Here is a 16836-nt window from a genome sequence, read left to right as displayed (position 1 = left end):
TCGCCAGATCGAGCCCGACCGTGATAATCTCTGACATGACCGCTCTCCTTTGTGGATCGTTGCAGACCCACCTTGGCACAATGATGCCGTCGGGGGGCGGTCACATCATCAGAGCCAGGAAACCTACATCTTATTATGAAAGATAAAACCGATGAAATTCAGCAGCAGCTGCGCCGCCAGGATTTGCGTGCTTTCGGCTGGATCGTAGGCCGGAGCGACTTCGACCAAATCAATGCCGACAACGTCTCCGCGTTTAGAAAGTCCCTGTAAAATCTCCAAGACATCATAGTATTGGAAACCACCATGGCTGGGAGTGCCGGTGCCCGGTGCAATAGAAGGGCAGAAGGCGTCGATGTCGATGGTGACGTAGTAGCGGACACCCTCTGGGATACGGTCCAGAACGCCTTGGGTGCCCAGCTTGCGCACCTGTCGGACTGACAGAATGTCCGAACCGCGCGCGCGCGCATCGTCATAGCCCTCTTTTGCGGTCGAAGATACATTGCGGATGCCCAGCTGGGTCATGCCCGAGACATAGTCTTTTTCGATCGCGCGACGCATTGGGTTGCCATGGCCGACGGTGACGCCGTGGCGTTCATCGACAAAGTCCAGGTGCGCGTCGATCTGGATCACGTGGATCGGGCCGTGTTTTTCGCAATCCTCGGCATAGGCGTTGATGCAGGGGATGTTAACCGAATGGTCGCCGCCGATTGTGACTGGGATCGCGCCCGCCTCGAGGATTTTCTTGACGCCGTATTCGATGTTGGCGTGGCTTTCCTCGGTCTTGGTGTGGATGATGTCGGCATCGCCCAGATCGACGATGCGCACGTCACTGCCCAGATAGGTGGCGTCATCCTCGTGGTCATAGGCACCTGCGTGTCCAAAACTGAACAGGGTCGATGCCTCTCGCACCGAGCGCGGACCAAAGCGTGCGCCCGAGCGGAATTGGCAGCCGAAATCGAAAGGCGCACCAAGGATCGCCACATCCGCGTCGATCTCGTCCCAGTTTTGGACATAGGGTTTCTTGCCAAATGTCGAGATGCCGACAAAAGGTAAATTCAGACGACCAGATTCATAACCATGTTCAGACATGATTTCTCCGTTTCTTAATGCATTAACGATAGGCCAGTTCCGGAAGGAACAGGGCGATTTGAGGGAAGGCGATCAGCAGGCCGCTCACGATCAGCAGGATGATCAGGAATGGGGGTACACCGCGCACCACTTCGACGAAAGGCCGCCGGAAGACTGCAATAGCGGTGAACAGGTTGCAGCCGAAGGGTGGCGTCGCTGCGCCGATTGCAACCTGAAGCGTGATCAGTACCCCGACCAGAACAGGGTCCAGACCGCTAGCTTTGATCATGGGAGCGAAGATCGGAACCAGGATTAGGATCACTACAATCGAGTCCACAAACATGCAGCCGACGAAGAACGCTATGTTGATCGCTAGCAGCACCATCAGCGGACTGGCGCTTTCCAGACCCAGCGCGGCGATGATGGTTTGCGGCACCTGAGCGAAACTGAGTGTCCAGCTAAACGCAGCCCCTGCCGCAATCAAAATGAATACGACCGAGGTGATGGCTCCGGTGGACAGCGCGATGTCGAACAGGTCTTTCACCTTGATTGAGCGGAAAATCACTACTTCGAGGATGACCGCATAAAGCACACAGATTGCTGCAGCTTCGGTGGGCGAGAAGACACCACCATAGATGCCGCCGACGATGATGGCGGGGAAGCCCATCGGCCAAAGCGATCTGCGCAGTGCGGCGAATCGCTGCCCCCAACCTTCACGCGGCAATACAAGGATATCATGGCGATAGGCGTAGTGCATGCAATAGGCCGAGAACAGGACCACGATCAGCAGCCCCGGCAGGATGCCGGCGATGAACAATTGTGAGATCGAGGTGCCTGAAACAACGCCATAGATGATCATGCCGATGGAGGGTGGGATCAGATAGGCGAGGTCGGCCGCATTCACGATCAAGCCGATCGAGAAACTGTCGCTGTAGCCTGATTTCAGCATCCGGGGCCGCATCGCTCCACCGATGGCCACCACGGTCGCCTGGGTCGAGCCACAGACCGCGCCAAACAGCGCACAGGCCGAGGTGACAGAAATCGCCAGACCGCCCTTGATATGGCCCATGAAGCTCATCACAAGATCGATCAATCGGTTGGCGGAATGGCCGCGTGTGATGATATCGGCGGCCAGAATGAACATCGGCACCGCGATCAGCGCTGCGGGTTTGACCCCTCCGATCATTTGTTGGATCAGGATTTGCATGTTCATGGTGGGGAAATAGACAAGGAACCCCAGCACCGCCGCCGAGATCAGCGGCATTTTCATCGGAAACCCTGCCAGCAGCAGGACGATCATGACGGCCAGCATCAACTCGGTCATTTGTCTGCCTCCGTGGAGTCTTCGAATTTCTTGATCGCGGCTGCGGTTTCCGGGTCTTCGTAGCTGTCAACTTCCAGGTACGAGACATAGACCTCTTCTTCCGCGAAATTCAGGTTGCGGATCGCGGTCAGCAGATACTGGAACGCGGCCAGCGCCAGGCCGATGACGACCCAGACATAGGTCAGATATAGCGGAAGTTGCAGCGCCGGGGTGATCCGCCCGCGTGAGGCGACTTTCTGTACATATTCCAGCGCGTACCAGGCTAGAACGGCCATGACGACAGCGGTGGTGGCGGCAATCACAACCATCAGGCCCTTGCGCATCTTGATTGGCAGGGCGTCATAGATCGCCGACATGCGAATGTGGATGCCTTTGCGGGTGGCATAGCCCAGCCCCATGAAGGTGACGATCACGATCAGGAACTCGTTCAGTTCCTCCGAGAAATAGATGGACTGGTTGAACACGTAGCGGCCAAAGACATTGGCGATGGTGTTCACGGCCATCAGGATGATTCCCCAGCCCAGGATCCAGACTTCGATCCGTCCGATGACAGCGTCGATCTTTCCCAAAAAGCCGAAGGGAGTTGCAGTGCCGCTTTGCATGATATCCTCCCCTTTTTTTGAAGCCTCACGCGCAAGGCGCGTGAGGTAGTTTTGAGTGAGTGGATTGAGTAGGTATCAGTTGCCGGTCAGTTCGGCCTGCAGTGCATCCAGCAGTTCTTGACCGCGGGGACCGACGGCTTCGACGTAAGCCGCCGAAGTACCGGTGCTGCGCCCGCGGAAGACATCACGTTCTTCTTCGGTCAGAACGACCAGCCCGATATCAGGCTTGGCTTTCTTGATGATGTCCAGACGTTGCTGGTTGAAATCGGTGACAACGCCGTCGATGAAGCCGGTCATGTCGCCCATGGTGTCACGCACCAGTTGCTGACGGTCGGGACTGAGGGTCTCGAACCAGTCCGATCCGGCCACGACTGTGGTGACCAGCTCTTGCTCTCCGGCCCAGATCAGGTGGCTGGTGACTTCGTAGAACTTCATCTCTTCGATGGTCGGGATCGGATTGACCTGACCGTCGATAGCACCCAGTTGCAGCGCACCGAACACTTCGCCGAACGGTAGCGGAGTCGGGCTGGCGCCCATGTTGTTATAGGTTTCCACCAGAATAGGCGAAACCATCACACGCATTTTGAAGTTGTCGAAATCTTCGGGTGTGCGGATCTCACGGTTGGTGGTCCAGACCTGCGGACCCTCGGAATACATGGTCAAAACTTCCAGACCACGCTTGCGGAAATCGTCGTTCATCGGGCCATAGATGGTTTCCGAGCCGCTGAGGATTTTAGAGATCGCTGCCGGATCGGACGGCAGTAGATAGGGCAGCAGGAAGACTTGGCTTTCCGGCACCACGGTACCCAGGTTGCCGATTGAAACATTGGTGAACTGGATGACGCCATCGGCGGCCTGTTCGACTGTTTCGGTCGGTGTGCCAAGCGTGCCCATCGGATAGACGGTGACGGTCACTTCTCCATTGGTGGCCGCCTCAATGCGCGATTTGAACTCCTGCTCATAGGCGTCCATGATCGAGCCCGGAATTTCTTCGATCGCGAATTTCCAGTCTTCTGCCAGCGCACTGAGCGGTGCGAGGCTGAGCAGGGTTGCCGCTGCCGTCGTTCGCATTTTCCGTAGAGTAAAGGTCATGCTGGGTTCCTCCCTTGATCCCTTTTGGTGTTCAGGTTGGGTCCAGCACAGCACAGAAAATTACACAAAAAAATATCATGTTGCTTATGTTCACATGAAAAAAATTGATGTAATGATGAGCCTGAGAATCGCGGAAGTTGACGTCATTGAAACTGTTCAGAAATACTCTTCTCGAAACCTTTGTGACGGTCGTTGAATGCGATGGATTCACCGATGCACAATATGCATTGGGGATCACCCAATCGGCGATCAGCATCCGAATCCGTGATCTGGAAGATTCTCTTGGTTATCGGGTTTGCGAGCGGGGAAGGGGCGGGTTCCGACTGACCGAACGTGGCGAGATCGCCTATCACAAGGCACGTGAGATCTTACGCAGTGTCCGAGATTTCGATGCTGAGTTGCTGGAGTTGCGCGACGCTGTGACGGGCGATTTGCGGATTGGCATCGTCGATGCGGTTAACACGTTGACGGATTTGCATCTGACCAGATCGCTGAAACGATTTCTGAACCGTCCCAACGAAGTCAGGCTGGAAATAGTTGTCGCTTCACCGATCGAATTGACGCAAAGGTTGATCTCGGGCGATTTGCACGTAGCCATCGCTCCTTTTCGTAATCAGGTGCCGGAACTGCGCTACACCAAGCTGTGTGACGAAGAGCACCAATTGTATTGTGGGCGCGACCATCCGCTGTTTGCTGTGCCGGATACGAAAATTGGTCCGGAAGATATTGCAATGTATGAAATTTGCCAGCGATCTTACGACGTGTTCGTATCTCCCGAATTGAAACCAACCGATATGCGGGCGGTCGTTGCGAATATGGAGGCGATGGCAGTATTGATCGAAACCGGGCACTATCTGGGGGCTCTGCCGGTGCATTTCGCAACAAGTATGGAATATCACGACAAGCTTAGAGCCGTCGCACCCGACCGGCTGAACTGGACGTCGACATTCTATCTTGCGACCCGGTCTACTAGCGTACACAGGCGCTCAGTTGAACTTTTTGTCGAGGATGTGGCCACTTACTGCGGAGAAGGCAATCAGTATCACTAAACTGAAACTTATCTGGACTCTTCTGACGTCGTAATTTGATGTCTTCCTTGCTGTAGTAAGAGTACATTAGCAGAAATCGCAGCAATTGTACCAATGGGCTCACTGCCGACCTCGGAGGCAGAGCAGCATCCGCAGTGCCACAGTGGCGCACCACCTTCAGGAGCGGCCCTTTGCGAACTCTCAGCCCATTGCTCTAATGCTGCTCTGCAGCTTTTAATAGCGGATGTTCACGGCAGTAAAAGATCAGAGGACTTGCCATATGATTTCTTCCACCTCGGTGCTTGGTTCTTGCGAAACTAGCAACTGTATTTCTCAGGCGGTCTGAGCCGACCAGTTTCCAGTATAGAGCAACCCTTTGGAGAAGCTCGGATAAAACAATGCCCCCAACCCAATAGTTGGAGGCAATACAATAGCAGAACAGGCTTTATGGGTATTATCCACGCCAGGTGCGAACGACGCCGCAATCCATGTGTACAAAGTTGGAGCGGCTGTATTTTCCAACGCCGCCTGCCTGACACGCCGCGGCGGCACTAGCCATCTGGCTAACCGATCGTGAAGCTAGGCGCAAGTCGGCAGCCTGACCTTTCATGTGCAGAGAATTCTTGGCAACACCGCGGGAGCGGGAGCGGAGCATGGCATTGGTTTGAGGGCTACGATAACCTGAAAGCAACATATAGGGCTCGTTGACGTCCAGCAGATTGTGAGCAGCGGCCATGATGTCGATGGTTCGTAGATCCATCGGTTTTATCTGATCAGTTCGCCAGTCGCGCATAAAGTGATTTATCTCGGCAACAGCGTCTTTGACATAGTCACCATCCACCCAATAAATCATATCAAGGCGTTCGCCGGTGCGGCCGGAATACATGCGCACGCGCCGTATGTCGCCCCCACCACGAAGAAAGCCCGCTGCGTTGGAAAAAGTTGGTGCTGCTGATACTAATGTTGCTGCGAATGCACCTAGTAATGCGCGTCGCGACAAGCCCGTCGAGCTCAATTCTGTCATTTACTGCGTCGTCCCGTACTTATTCCTGCCCGCGCACGATGTTACGCGCGCTTTTGTCAGTTTTTGTTACCATCCCCAGGTGCCAGATGTATGCCATAGCCGGATTCGCGAGCCAAGAATTGATTGGTTTTGGGGCAAGTAAGGGGGAATTTTCGGCAAGATTTTGCGCAATTGACGCGTAACGCCTATTTTATTACTGAGATTTCGGACTAAGTGCAGGCCGGGCAGGGCGATGCAATCCAGCATCAACTGATATTTCATGACGTCGTTTTTCACATTTGTGAATGGACATTTGCCTTCAGTTTTTAAGAAACTCGATTGGCTAACCGCAGCAGAAACGTATTTCAATGACCAAGACGAGACACATGACCCATTCCATTCGGCAACGATCCGCCTATGTCATTGCAACCGTGATCGCCATATCTGGAGTGTCACTGCTAGGGGGAGTTCCTGCGCAGGCACAATCGTTTGCATTCAAGCAAGCAGTGGCCGAATCCGTCGGATCACAGGGTGGAGTTGGAGCGTTTTACCGCGAAAACGACTATCAACCGATCTGGACCGGCGAAGATGCCTCCTCCCAAGCTAGGCGCGTTGCGTTGATTCAGGCATTGAGCCGGGCAGAAACGCATGGGTTGCCAGTTGATCGATATCGGGTAGACGAGACTATCCGAAAAATGCGCGAGGCCAAATCGTCACGCGACATAGGATTGGTCGAAGCGGAATTGACGCGTACATTCGTTACTTACGCACGGGACGTTCAGTCCGGCCTTTTGAAACCATCTTCGATTGATCCCGGTATAGCCCGTTCAGTTCCGCGGCGACCGGCGACCGATTTTTTGAACGAAGTGCTGACTGCGAATCCGGAAACATATTTCGCCACACTCGCGCCCCACTCGTTTCAGTATCTCACATTGCTAAAACACAAAATTTACCTCGAAGATCAGCTTTTGGCAGGCGGTTGGGGGGCAACCATTCCCGTTCAGAAGGTGGAATTGGGTGATACAGGTACGACAGTCATCGCGTTGCGCAACCGTCTAGTCGCCATGGGATACATGAAGCCCAGCGCAAGCCCCAGCTATGACAACAGGCTTCGGTCAGCGGTGATGAAGTTCCAGGCTGCGCACGGGTTGGAACAGGATGGCGTTGCCGGGCCAGGCACTATTGCCGAGATAAACGTTTCCGTGGCGGATCGGTTGAAATCCGTGATAGTTGCGCTTGAACGCGAGCGATGGTTGCCGCGCGATCGGGGGGACCGGCACATTCTGGTGAACCAGACCGACTTTTCCGCCAAAATCGTGGATGATGGCCGAGTGACCTTTGAAACGCGGGCCGTTATCGGCAAAAACACTCATGATCGCCGCAGTCCCGAGTTTTCGGATCAGATGGAACATATGGTCATCAATCCAAGCTGGCATGTTCCCCGTTCCATCGCGACCAAAGAGTATCTACCACAACTGCGCGCTAATCCGAACGCAGCAGGGCACTTGGAAATCACCGATTCACGGGGGCGGCGGGTTGATCGAGAGGCCGTCGACTTCAGTCAGTTTTCCTCTGGGAGCTTTCCGTTTGCAATGCGCCAGCCACCCGGTAAAGGAAATGCACTGGGGTTGGTGAAGTTCATGTTCCCCAACAAGCACAACATCTATTTGCATGACACACCGCAGAAAAGCTTGTTTTCGCGGGAAATTCGGGCGTTTTCTCATGGGTGCATTCGGTTGGCGGACCCATTCGGATTCGCATATGCGCTGCTGTCTCTTCAAGAAAAAGACCCCAGAGACTATTTCCATAGGGTTCTTAGAACCGGCCGCGAGACCACTGTTCCACTGGACAAACCGGTTCCGGTCCACCTGATCTATCGTACGGCCTATGTTGGCACGAAGGGCGAGGTCCAGTATCGCCGTGATGTATATGACCGCGACAAAAAGGTCTGGGACGCATTAAGCAATGCGGGGGTGGTCCTGCCAGCGGTTCAGGGGTAAGGACGGGGGCGCACAGACCTTTTACCGGAGCCGCAAATGCAATTCACTGTCAAACAGATCGCAACGGCCCTCGGTGTCGAGGCTGAGGGGAATACTGACCTCACGATTTTGCGCGCTGCTGAGCCGGCTGAAGCGGGACCGACCGATCTGGCCTTGGCGATGTCGCCGAAATACGCTGATGCCCTGGGGCAGGGTGGTGCGCGAGTGGCGATCCTGTGGCCCGGGGCCGATTGGAAATCCCTGGGGCTTGATGCAGCCATTTTTGCGCCGCGACCGCGCATGGCAATGGCCGGTGTGACGGCGATGATGGATCGGGGACAGGGCGTTCAGCCTGGAATTCACCTGTCTGCCGTCGTCGATCCAACCGCTGAAATCGGTCATGATGTTTCGATCGGACCATTAAGTGTTATCGGACCCCGTGCGCGCATTGGCGCTGGATCGGTGATTGGCCCGCACTGTACGATCGGAATGGATGCTACATTGGGCAAAGATGCGTTGTTGCGGGAAATGGTCAGCATCGGTGCCCGAGCCGTGATCGGCGACCGGTTCATTGCGCAACCTGGTGCACGGATCGGTGGCGACGGGTTCAGTTTTGTCACTCCTGAAGTGTCAGGCGTCGAAAATGTCCGTAAAACCATGGGCGATCAGGGAGACGCAAAGGCGCAGGGTTGGCTGCGCATTCATTCTCTGGGCGCAGTTGAGATCGGAGATGATGTTGAGGTGGGGGCCAATAGTACGATCGACAACGGAACCATTCGGAATACGCGAATAGGAAACGGTTCCAAGTTGGACAATCTTGTTCACGTCGGGCACAATACGCGGGTCGGAAACGACTGCCTGTTGTGCGGGCAAACTGGTGTTTCCGGTTCGGTCGAGATTGGTAACAACGTCGTTCTTGGCGGTCAGACCGGTGTTGTCGACAACATTTTTATTGGAGACCGGGTGATCTCGGGTGGGGGGACTAAAATTCTGTCGAACGTTCCCGCAGGCCGCGTGATTATGGGTTATCCTGGCATCAAAATGGAAACACATACCGAGATTTATAAAGCGCAGCGCAGATTGCCTCGCATGGCCCGTGACGTTGAGGCACTGAAAAAGGCGGTTTTCAAACAGCCTGAGAGCGATTAAATCACCCGCAAAGCGACAATCAGGGGATTGATATGAGCATCAGCAATCGCGTCATCGCGATCATTGCAGAGCAGGCCGTGCTGGAGCCATCGGATGTGTCGCCCGAGAGCACCCTTGAAGATTTGGGCATCGACAGCCTTGGATTGGTCGAAAGCATCTTTGCCATCGAGGAAGAGTTCGACATTTCGATCCCGTTTAATGCAAACGAACCGACGGCCGGAGATTTTGATATCTCGAATGTCGCTGCAATCATTTCGGGCATCGAAAAATTGATCGCGGAAAAGGTTTGACGACGGTTATGAAGCGCGTCGTCATTACCGGGGCTGGCACTATCAATTCGTTGGGGCACTCGGTCTCTGAAACTCTCGAAGCCATGCGCGAAGGGCGCTGCGGCATTGGGGAATTGGATTTTCGCGACGTAGATCGTCTGGCGATCAAGATCGGTGGTCAGGTGCGCGGATTTGATACCGAGGGCCGGTTCAACCGACAGCAAATGACGCTATATGACCGTTTCACTCAATTTACTCTGACCGCGGCGAAAGAGGCCATCGAACAATCTGGGATCGAATTCCATGGCGACACCGCCCATCGGTCCGGTGTTGTATTGGGAACTGCAGGTGGTGGTGTGTCCACTTGGGACGACAACTACCGGTCAGTCTATGAAGACGGCAAGAATCGCGTACATCCGTTTGTTGTGCCAAAGCTTATGAACAATGCCGCTGCCAGCCATGTGTCCATGGAATACAACATCAAGGGGCCGAGTTTCACTGTGTCGACAGCCTGCGCATCGTCCAATCATGCAATGGCGTTGGCGTTTCAGATGGTACGCAGCGGTGCCGCACCGGCCATGGTGACGGGTGGATCTGAATCAATGCTGTGCTTTGGGGGGGTAAAGGCTTGGGAGGGCTTGCGCGTCATGTCCAAGGATGTCTGCCGTCCGTTCAGTGCGAACCGGAACGGAATGGTGCAAGGCGAAGGGGCCGGCATATTTGTTTTCGAAGACTACGACCGCGCAAAAGCACGAGGGGCCGAAGTTCTGGCAGAGGTGATTGGTTTTGCAATGTCGTCAGACGCCGCAGATATCGTCATGCCCAGCAAGCACGGGGCAGCGCGGGCTATGGCTGGGGCGTTGGCAGATGCCCGTATTAACGCAAGCGACGTTGGATATATCAACGCGCACGGTACCGGAACCGCCGCAAACGATAAAACCGAATGTGCCGCAGTGGCAGACGTTTTTGGTCGTCAGGCGGACAGTTTGATGATTTCGTCAACCAAATCCATGCATGGACACCTGATCGGGGGTACGGGGGCGGTGGAGCTTTTGGCCTGCATCATGGCGCTGCGCGACGGGATCATAGCGCCAACAATCGGGTACGAGGAACCTGACCCGGAATGCGCTTTGGATGTGGTTCCAAACGTGGCGCGCGAAGCAAAGGTCGACGTGGCCCTTTCCAACGCGTTTGCCTTTGGCGGGATGAACGCGGTACTGGCGCTACGCAAAGTCTGAAAAATGGCCACCGAAAACTTTGTTCGGTGACCATTCCAGAAACATATCCGATCTTAGTTCGGAACAACTTCGACGGCGTCAAAGCCCGCCGTGAAGCCGTTAAGCGACAAGTCCAGCGAAATAACTTGATCGGGTGCTGGGGCAGGGACCAATGAAATCGTAGCCTTGGATCCCTTTTTCATTGCGTCGATATCCGCTTGGGTCAAGCCAATCCTGGCGATGCACCCCACCGGGCTGCAAAAGGAGTATTCGTACCGCTTGCCCGGCGCCCCATCAATCGAGATAGTCACTTGGGCGGTCAAAAGGGTTTCAAGTGGAACCACCACGGTAGCGCCCGCAACGGCAACCTGGCCTTCGGGCAGGCGGAACAGGGACACCTCTGCCATCGGGCTGCCTTGTGGTCCATTTAGGATTTGCAGAAGCGAACAGGGGTCTTTTTCGGCTTGGGTCTTGATGCAGGCCATGTCCCAGTCGCCGAACTTTTCAGTCGGATATCGCTGACCCAACTTCGGCTCGGTATTAACCGGCTGGCCAAGATCAAGCGACTCATTTCCCGTTTGTTCACTAGTACTCTCTGAATCGGAGCTGGTGTCTTGCGCAGTGGCGATACCCGCCCACATGGCGATTGCGATAGCCGCCAGTGGCGTTAGCGTTTTGATCATGAATGCCTCACTCAATTTAGTTACGGTTTTGGCCATCCCTATCACGCCCATTGCGCGGTGTCAGTGGGAATTGGAAGATCTGAACGTATACTGGTCAGGAAACCGCCGGGAGCATGATCTGAATGCATTCGGGCCAAAAAAAGGGAGCCGATACTTGGGCTCCCTTTTTCAATTTGTCTCCCCGCCGGACTGGCCGACTTAGTTATGTCGCAGACGTTACGAGAGCGGGGGCCACGGGTCAACAGGTAACCCAACATTTTTTTGGACGCAAATAAGCGCGTGAAATCAGGGGAATACTTGTCATGTTCAAGAAAAGAGTCGTGCCCGAGGGCACGACCAGTCAACAGGGAGGAAAACCGCCGCCACATCCGACGTGGACCGGCGACGAAAAAACTATCGCAGTCAAAGGTTAACTTTGTATGCTGACGCTGTATTGGCACAGGATTGAGGCATAAGTCGAATGAGTGAAACGATTTTTCTGGGCGGAGCAGGAAAAAACTATGAGCTGCCGCAAGAATTGTCATTGAAATACGCCAATCGCCACGGCCTGATCGCCGGGGCGACAGGAACCGGAAAAACAGTGACGTTACAGATCCTTGCCGAGGGTTTTTCTGCAGCTGGCGTGCCTGTCTTTCTGACAGATGTGAAGGGTGATCTTTCGGGACTGGCAAAGGCAGGGTCACAGGATCACCAATTACATCACGCATTCACGGAACGGGCCGAGCGCATCGGTTACTGCGGCTTCGCCTATGAGGCTTGCCCCGTTACGTTCTGGGATCTTTTCGGCGAACAGGGACATCCAGTCCGAACCACTGTGACTGAAATGGGCCCTCTCCTGCTATCCAGATTAATGGAGCTGACCGAAGCGCAGGAAGGTATCCTGAACATCGCGTTTCGCTTGGCCGACGAAGAGGGCATGCCGTTGCTCGATCTGAAAGACCTGCAAGCTTTGCTTGTGTGGATCGGCGAAAACCGGTCGGAGCTTTCCTTGCGATACGGCAACATCTCTCCAGCTTCTGTTGGCGCCATTCAGCGTCGGATTCTGGTTCTCGACAATCAGGGCGGTACAAGGCTGTTTGGAGAGCCGGCACTTCAACTCGCCGACTTGATGAGAACCAATTCAACCGGAAAAGGTGTGGTCAACGTCCTCGCCTCGGACAAGCTGATGGCGGCGCCCCGGCTTTATACGACGTTCTTGTTATGGCTTTTGAGTGAACTGTTTGAAGAGTTGCCCGAGGTGGGTGACCCGGAAAAACCGAAACTTGTTTTTTTCTTCGACGAAGCACATCTGCTGTTTGACGATGCGCCAAAAGTTCTTGTGGACAAGGTCGAACAGGTCGCACGCCTGATCCGGTCCAAGGGCGTCGGTGTGTACTTCGTCAGCCAGAATCCGGCCGACATTCCCGAAGATATCCTTGGTCAGCTTGGAAACCGCGTCCAACACGCATTACGGGCATTTACGGCCAAAGACCGAAAAAACCTTCGCATGGCTGCAGAAACCTATCGAGAAAACCCCACCTTCGAAACGGAAACAGCCATTCGAGAAGTTGGTGTCGGCGAGGCGGTTACATCGATGCTTCAGAAAAGGGGCGTGCCGGGAATGGTCGAACGCACGCTGATCCGACCTCCTGGGTCTCAACTGGGGCCTATCAACGGCAAGGAGCGAGCCGAGATTATGGCGACCTCTGATATGGCGGGAAAATACGACACTTTGATCGACCGAAATTCTGCCTATGAAATGTTAGCCAAACGCTCGAAAATCGCCGCTAAAGAAGCTGAACAGGCAGAAACCGAAGCCGAGACAGAAAATGCCACCGCCCGTGAGTTTTCCGCAGCGCGACGTTATTCCGGAAAACGAGTCAGCCGGTCGTCGGCTCGGATTCAAACACCTCGGAGAAAGGACAACTTTACCTCGGCCCTGACCGAAGCGGTGATCAAAGAGATGAAAGGCACGACGGGCCGCCGGATAGTTCGTGGAATTTTGGGAAGTCTGTTCAAAGGTCGGTGACCGAAGGAAAAGGCGGTGGTCGGGTCACACCGCCTTTTCATAATCAGCATATTGCGACTAACCTTTGAGACGGCGGTTGCCCTCGGCAATGCAATAGTTGTCGGCCTCTTGGATAGACATGCCAGCGGGTGCATCGATCGCACGGTCCCAGAGTACTTGGTTATGTTTGTAGAGTTGGCAGGTAACAACACCCTTGGATGTGGTGACCTTGACCGGGTCGGATTCGTGCGCACGCGGATCGATGGAACAGGCGGTCAAGATCAGTGAAATCGCTGAGATTGCGATTGTCGAGCGGACAGGTTTCATTTCGTTCCTTATCATTTGGACTTCAGATCCTCTCCGATAGGATCCAGGGTGGGTCTTTTGTGAGGCAATTTTACGAACGGCTCGTGAAATCATGCCAAAGCCGTTCCCTAAATTTAGTGTTCCGGGATCAGCCCCCTTGGGCTGAACCTGAGAACCAGTAGCAGGATAACCCCCATTGTCAGCAGCCGCATATGTGCCGCGCTGTCGATAAGGTGTTCTCTCAGACCACTGCCTTCAGGCAGACCGGACGTGATAACCTGCATGACCCATAGGCCAATCGGTTCGACCTGCACCCAAAGGAACCAGATCAGCATGGCGCCAAGAACCGCGCCAAAATTGTTGCCCGATCCACCCACGATCACCATCACCCAGATCAGGAAAGTAAAGCGAAGCGGCTGATAGGTGCCAGGTGTCAACTGCCCGTCAAGCGTTGTCATCATCGCGCCGGCAATACCGCAGATTGCCGAACCCAGAACAAAAATTTGCAAGTGGCGACGGGTGACGGCCTTGCCCATCGCTTCGGCGGCGACCTCGTTATCGCGAATGGCGCGCATCATCCGGCCCCACGGGCTTTTGAGGGCCATTTGGGCCATCCACAGAAGAACCAGCAAAACGCCAAGAAACAAGAGGGAATAGCCCAGTTTGACGTAGAGCGTCGATGCGGTCACCGGATCAAGCCCAAACCCCACCGCTTGTTCAACAAATCCCGGATCATTTTGAAGATCGATCTCATACGGGACCGGGCGCGGAAGACCGATCACATTCTTTACGCCGCGAGCGAGCCAGTCTTCGTTTTTGAGGACGGCGATGATGATTTCCGCAATACCAAGCGTGGCAATCGCCAGATAGTCGGACCGCAAGCCCAGCGCGGTCTTGCCAATCAGCCAGGCTGCGCCTGCCGCTAGCAGCCCGCCCGCTGGCCAAGCCAGCAAAACTGGAAGGCTGAGGCCGCCGATATTGCCCGCCGCAGCCGGATTTATTGCTTCGACTGCGGCGACGTTAGGATCAAATACGGCCCGGTAGGCAATGAAGCCTATCACAAGAATAGCGACAACGGTCAGGGAACGTGCCTTGCCCTTTGGCATTTTTCTAGTGATGAATACGCCCGCGGCAACGGTTAGCGCGCCCAGAATCAACGCAAGAACAATCCCGGCTCCGCCTGCGCTCCATGCGCCCGGTGTCGGGTCAGTTGAAATCAGGACAACCGCAAGTCCGCCGAGTGCGACAAATCCCATGATACCAACATTGAAGAGGCCGGCAAAACCCCATTGCAGGTTCACTCCGATCGCCATGATAGCGGAGATCAGACCCATGTTCAGGATCAGCACCGCTGAGTTCCAGCTTTGCATCACGCCGGTCAATAGAATCAACCCTGCAACCAGAAAGAAAAAAAGAGTGTTTTTTACGGGTTCGCTCATACCGCTTTCCCCTTGAACAGCCCGGTAGGTTTGAACAACAGCACGATCAGCAGGATCACGAAACTGACTGCGAATTTGTAGTCGGTCGACAAAAGCTGAACGAGTCCCGAAGGCTCAAGCCCTTCTGGGGTGAGATAGGACAGCACTTTCTTCCATGCATAAGTGATCGTCACCTCGGAAAATGCGATGATAAATCCGCCCGCGATCGCGCCCAGAGGGTTGCCCAAGCCTCCGACAATAGCCGAGGCGAAGATTGGCAAAAGCAGTTGGAAGTACACGAAAGGCTTGAAACTTTTGTCGAGGCCATAAAGAACACCGGCGGTCGTGGCCAAAGCAGCAACGATCAGCCACGTATACATGACCACACGCTCGGGGTTGATCCCAGACAACAAGGCCAGATCCTCGTTGTCTGAATAGGCGCGCATGGACTTGCCGGTACGTGTCTTGTTCAAAAACCAGAACAGCAGAACGACCGCAATCACGGCGACCACTACCGTGATGCCCTGAGTTGTCCTGATGGCCAGACCTTCGTTGAGGCCGGTCAATTGCTTGAAGTCCCGAGCTGAAATCAGAAACCTTTCGCCGTCCAGGAAATTCTGGTCGTTTGGTCCGATGATGAACCGGACGAGACCGTTCATGATGAACATGACGCCCATCGACACGATCACGAGGATCACTGGCTTGGCCTTTTGTTCACGGTAGAACTGATAGACCAGTTTGTCCGTGATCAGCAAAAGCACCATGCATCCGAGAATGGCAACGGGAAGGGCCAGCAGAGCGGTGGGCAACGGTCCTAAGGCGACGCCGATGCTTTGCAACCACCACGTCACGAGCACGGCAATCATCGTGCCGAACGCCATTGTGTCTCCATGGGCGAAGTTGGAAAACCGCAGGATTCCGTAAATCAGAGTGACCCCAAGCGCCCCAAGCGCCAACTGGCTGCCGTAGGCTACCGCAGGCACGATGACAAAGTTTGAAAGCGCAACGAGCGCGTTGAGTAGATCCATTGGTCCTTCTCACAGTCTGGGTGCGGTTTTATGGCACGGCAATTAGGGGACGTACAACAGCTTGTCCCCTCTTTTTCAACGTAATTCTCATGCACTCAGACTGGAGTGGGTAGGAATTATCCGAAAGGATCCTCACACTGGCCCTGATCCTGATTTGCATGGGGACCATTTACCGTCAGATCAAAGGTCAGGCTGTCAAAATTGACGACAAAAGTGACGACGTCCTTGCCCATGATATGTAGAAATGTCAGCGAATTGAGGCCCGAGTGAATTGTAGCTTCGCCCTGGATTTCCTCGGTAATGATGAAACCCTGCTTTGACTCTCCGGACCTAGCGAGCGTCACTGCGCCACCGGTTCGATCCGAAACGCAATTGACAACGAAATCCGCTCCACCAAGAGAGTCGCTTAGGGCAAATCCATAGTTTGGAAACAGAATCGAAGCAGCTAACAGGGGTAGGTATTTCATAACTCGCCTTTCATCGCTTGAAGATGTCGCCAAAACCCGAACTGACCCTGGCTGCATCTGAAACCTGATTTTCGCCTTGGCACTGGCAACCAATCTAAAGTGACGTAGGAAGGAAATGTGACCGAAAAGTGGTAAACGTGACGTGGTCACGAACGCTTTATTCGATGTGAAAAAACAGGGTAACTGATTAAAATCTAATGTTTTCCTGTCGCTCCT

General features: G+C 54.5%; 16 protein-coding genes. 6 read left to right on the top strand and 10 right to left on the bottom strand.

The window, feature by feature from the left end; translation table 11 throughout:
- Positions 1-123: 123 nt before the first annotated feature.
- The 4 genes from speB to ACR0LZ_RS18365 all read right to left on the bottom strand — a co-directional run bounded on the left by speB (position 124) and on the right by ACR0LZ_RS18365 (position 4086).
- Positions 124-1089: an agmatinase gene (gene speB / locus ACR0LZ_RS18380; RefSeq protein WP_480751453.1), complete on the bottom strand. Its 966-nt coding sequence runs from the start codon at positions 1087-1089 to the stop codon at positions 124-126.
- 22 nt (positions 1090-1111) lie between these two features.
- Positions 1112-2392, bottom strand: a complete 1281-nt coding sequence (locus ACR0LZ_RS18375; protein WP_480751452.1) for a TRAP transporter large permease — start codon at positions 2390-2392, stop codon at positions 1112-1114.
- Positions 2389-2994, bottom strand: coding sequence for a TRAP transporter small permease (locus tag ACR0LZ_RS18370; RefSeq protein ID WP_480751451.1), 606 nt, complete (start codon positions 2992-2994; stop codon positions 2389-2391). Before ACR0LZ_RS18370 ends, ACR0LZ_RS18375 begins: the two co-directional genes overlap by 4 nt.
- A 75-nt stretch (positions 2995-3069) precedes the next feature.
- Entirely contained in the window at positions 3070-4086 is a 1017-nt protein-coding gene (locus ACR0LZ_RS18365) for a TRAP transporter substrate-binding protein (protein ID WP_480751450.1), read from the bottom strand.
- 146 nt (positions 4087-4232) lie between these two features.
- On the opposite strand from ACR0LZ_RS18365, the gene ACR0LZ_RS18360 reads away from it, so the two are divergent.
- Positions 4233-5135 carry a LysR family transcriptional regulator gene (locus ACR0LZ_RS18360; RefSeq protein WP_480751449.1) on the top strand — a complete coding sequence of 301 codons (903 nt, stop codon included), beginning with the start codon at positions 4233-4235 and terminating at the stop codon, positions 5133-5135.
- 433 nt (positions 5136-5568) lie between these two features.
- On the opposite strand, the gene mepK is transcribed toward ACR0LZ_RS18360, so the two are convergent.
- Positions 5569-6138: a peptidoglycan L,D-endopeptidase MepK gene (mepK, locus tag ACR0LZ_RS18355; protein ID WP_480751447.1), complete on the bottom strand. Its 570-nt coding sequence runs from the start codon at positions 6136-6138 to the stop codon at positions 5569-5571.
- A 365-nt stretch (positions 6139-6503) separates the two neighbouring features.
- Between mepK and ACR0LZ_RS18350 the strand changes: the two genes are divergently transcribed.
- Genes ACR0LZ_RS18350 through ACR0LZ_RS18335 form a run of 4 tightly spaced genes read left to right on the top strand, consistent with a single transcriptional unit; the run spans position 6504 to position 10752 of the window.
- Complete coding sequence (locus tag ACR0LZ_RS18350) at positions 6504-8117, top strand: L,D-transpeptidase family protein (RefSeq protein ID WP_480751446.1); 1614 nt, start codon at positions 6504-6506, stop codon at positions 8115-8117.
- Positions 8118-8153: 36 nt separating this feature from the next.
- The gene (gene lpxD, locus ACR0LZ_RS18345) at positions 8154-9245 is read left to right on the top strand and encodes a UDP-3-O-(3-hydroxymyristoyl)glucosamine N-acyltransferase (protein WP_480751445.1); all 1092 of its coding nucleotides are present in this window, start codon (positions 8154-8156) and stop codon (positions 9243-9245) included.
- Between the two features lie 32 nt (positions 9246-9277).
- Positions 9278-9535, top strand: a complete 258-nt coding sequence (locus tag ACR0LZ_RS18340; RefSeq protein ID WP_480751443.1) for an acyl carrier protein — start codon at positions 9278-9280, stop codon at positions 9533-9535.
- An 8-nt stretch (positions 9536-9543) separates the two neighbouring features.
- A complete protein-coding gene (locus tag ACR0LZ_RS18335; RefSeq protein WP_480751457.1) occupies positions 9544-10752 on the top strand; it encodes a beta-ketoacyl-[acyl-carrier-protein] synthase family protein in 1209 nt (402 codons plus the stop codon).
- A 53-nt stretch (positions 10753-10805) separates the two neighbouring features.
- On the opposite strand, the gene ACR0LZ_RS18330 is transcribed toward ACR0LZ_RS18335, so the two are convergent.
- Complete coding sequence (locus tag ACR0LZ_RS18330) at positions 10806-11414, bottom strand: invasion associated locus B family protein (RefSeq protein WP_480751442.1); 609 nt, start codon at positions 11412-11414, stop codon at positions 10806-10808.
- A gap of 460 nt (positions 11415-11874) precedes the next feature.
- Here ACR0LZ_RS18330 and ACR0LZ_RS18325 point away from each other — a divergent pair, with 460 nt between their 5' ends.
- A complete protein-coding gene (locus ACR0LZ_RS18325; RefSeq protein ID WP_480751441.1) occupies positions 11875-13422 on the top strand; it encodes a helicase HerA-like domain-containing protein in 1548 nt (515 codons plus the stop codon).
- Between the two features lie 57 nt (positions 13423-13479).
- On the opposite strand, the gene ACR0LZ_RS18320 is transcribed toward ACR0LZ_RS18325, so the two are convergent.
- The 4 genes from ACR0LZ_RS18320 to ACR0LZ_RS18305 all read right to left on the bottom strand — a co-directional run bounded on the left by ACR0LZ_RS18320 (position 13480) and on the right by ACR0LZ_RS18305 (position 16620).
- Positions 13480-13728 (bottom strand): hypothetical protein, encoded by a 249-nt coding sequence (locus ACR0LZ_RS18320; protein ID WP_480751439.1) that lies wholly within the window; start codon positions 13726-13728, stop codon positions 13480-13482.
- A gap of 113 nt (positions 13729-13841) precedes the next feature.
- Complete coding sequence (locus ACR0LZ_RS18315) at positions 13842-15146, bottom strand: branched-chain amino acid ABC transporter permease (RefSeq protein WP_480751438.1); 1305 nt, start codon at positions 15144-15146, stop codon at positions 13842-13844.
- Positions 15143-16153: a branched-chain amino acid ABC transporter permease gene (locus ACR0LZ_RS18310; RefSeq protein WP_480751437.1), complete on the bottom strand. Its 1011-nt coding sequence runs from the start codon at positions 16151-16153 to the stop codon at positions 15143-15145. Before ACR0LZ_RS18310 ends, ACR0LZ_RS18315 begins: the two co-directional genes overlap by 4 nt.
- Before the next feature lie 116 nt (positions 16154-16269).
- Complete coding sequence (locus tag ACR0LZ_RS18305; RefSeq protein WP_480751435.1) at positions 16270-16620, bottom strand: hypothetical protein; 351 nt, start codon at positions 16618-16620, stop codon at positions 16270-16272.
- Between the last annotated feature and the right edge of the window lie 216 nt (positions 16621-16836).

This window comes from Ruegeria sp. CI1 (genome assembly GCF_056536925.1).
The sequence above is the reverse complement of the archived record's forward strand: the minus strand, read 5'-3'. Positions and strand labels throughout refer to the sequence as shown.

What these genes read in the sequence shown, in the direction of transcription:
- speB (WP_480751453.1), bottom strand. Translation starts at nt 1,089, where the DNA reads ATGTCTGAACATGGTTATGAATCTGGTCGTCTGAATTTACCTTTTGTC.
- ACR0LZ_RS18375 (WP_480751452.1), bottom strand. Translation starts at nt 2,392, where the DNA reads ATGACCGAGTTGATGCTGGCCGTCATGATCGTCCTGCTGCTGGCAGGG.
- ACR0LZ_RS18370 (WP_480751451.1), bottom strand. Translation starts at nt 2,994, where the DNA reads ATGCAAAGCGGCACTGCAACTCCCTTCGGCTTTTTGGGAAAGATCGAC.
- ACR0LZ_RS18365 (WP_480751450.1), bottom strand. Translation starts at nt 4,086, where the DNA reads ATGACCTTTACTCTACGGAAAATGCGAACGACGGCAGCGGCAACCCTG.
- mepK (WP_480751447.1), bottom strand. Translation starts at nt 6,138, where the DNA reads ATGACAGAATTGAGCTCGACGGGCTTGTCGCGACGCGCATTACTAGGT.
- ACR0LZ_RS18350 (WP_480751446.1), top strand. Translation starts at nt 6,504, where the DNA reads ATGACCCATTCCATTCGGCAACGATCCGCCTATGTCATTGCAACCGTG.
- lpxD (WP_480751445.1), top strand. Translation starts at nt 8,154, where the DNA reads ATGCAATTCACTGTCAAACAGATCGCAACGGCCCTCGGTGTCGAGGCT.
- ACR0LZ_RS18340 (WP_480751443.1), top strand. Translation starts at nt 9,278, where the DNA reads ATGAGCATCAGCAATCGCGTCATCGCGATCATTGCAGAGCAGGCCGTG.
- ACR0LZ_RS18335 (WP_480751457.1), top strand. Translation starts at nt 9,544, where the DNA reads ATGAAGCGCGTCGTCATTACCGGGGCTGGCACTATCAATTCGTTGGGG.
- ACR0LZ_RS18330 (WP_480751442.1), bottom strand. Translation starts at nt 11,414, where the DNA reads ATGATCAAAACGCTAACGCCACTGGCGGCTATCGCAATCGCCATGTGG.
- ACR0LZ_RS18325 (WP_480751441.1), top strand. Translation starts at nt 11,875, where the DNA reads ATGAGTGAAACGATTTTTCTGGGCGGAGCAGGAAAAAACTATGAGCTG.
- ACR0LZ_RS18320 (WP_480751439.1), bottom strand. Translation starts at nt 13,728, where the DNA reads ATGAAACCTGTCCGCTCGACAATCGCAATCTCAGCGATTTCACTGATC.
- ACR0LZ_RS18315 (WP_480751438.1), bottom strand. Translation starts at nt 15,146, where the DNA reads ATGAGCGAACCCGTAAAAAACACTCTTTTTTTCTTTCTGGTTGCAGGG.
- ACR0LZ_RS18310 (WP_480751437.1), bottom strand. Translation starts at nt 16,153, where the DNA reads ATGGATCTACTCAACGCGCTCGTTGCGCTTTCAAACTTTGTCATCGTG.
- ACR0LZ_RS18305 (WP_480751435.1), bottom strand. Translation starts at nt 16,620, where the DNA reads ATGAAATACCTACCCCTGTTAGCTGCTTCGATTCTGTTTCCAAACTAT.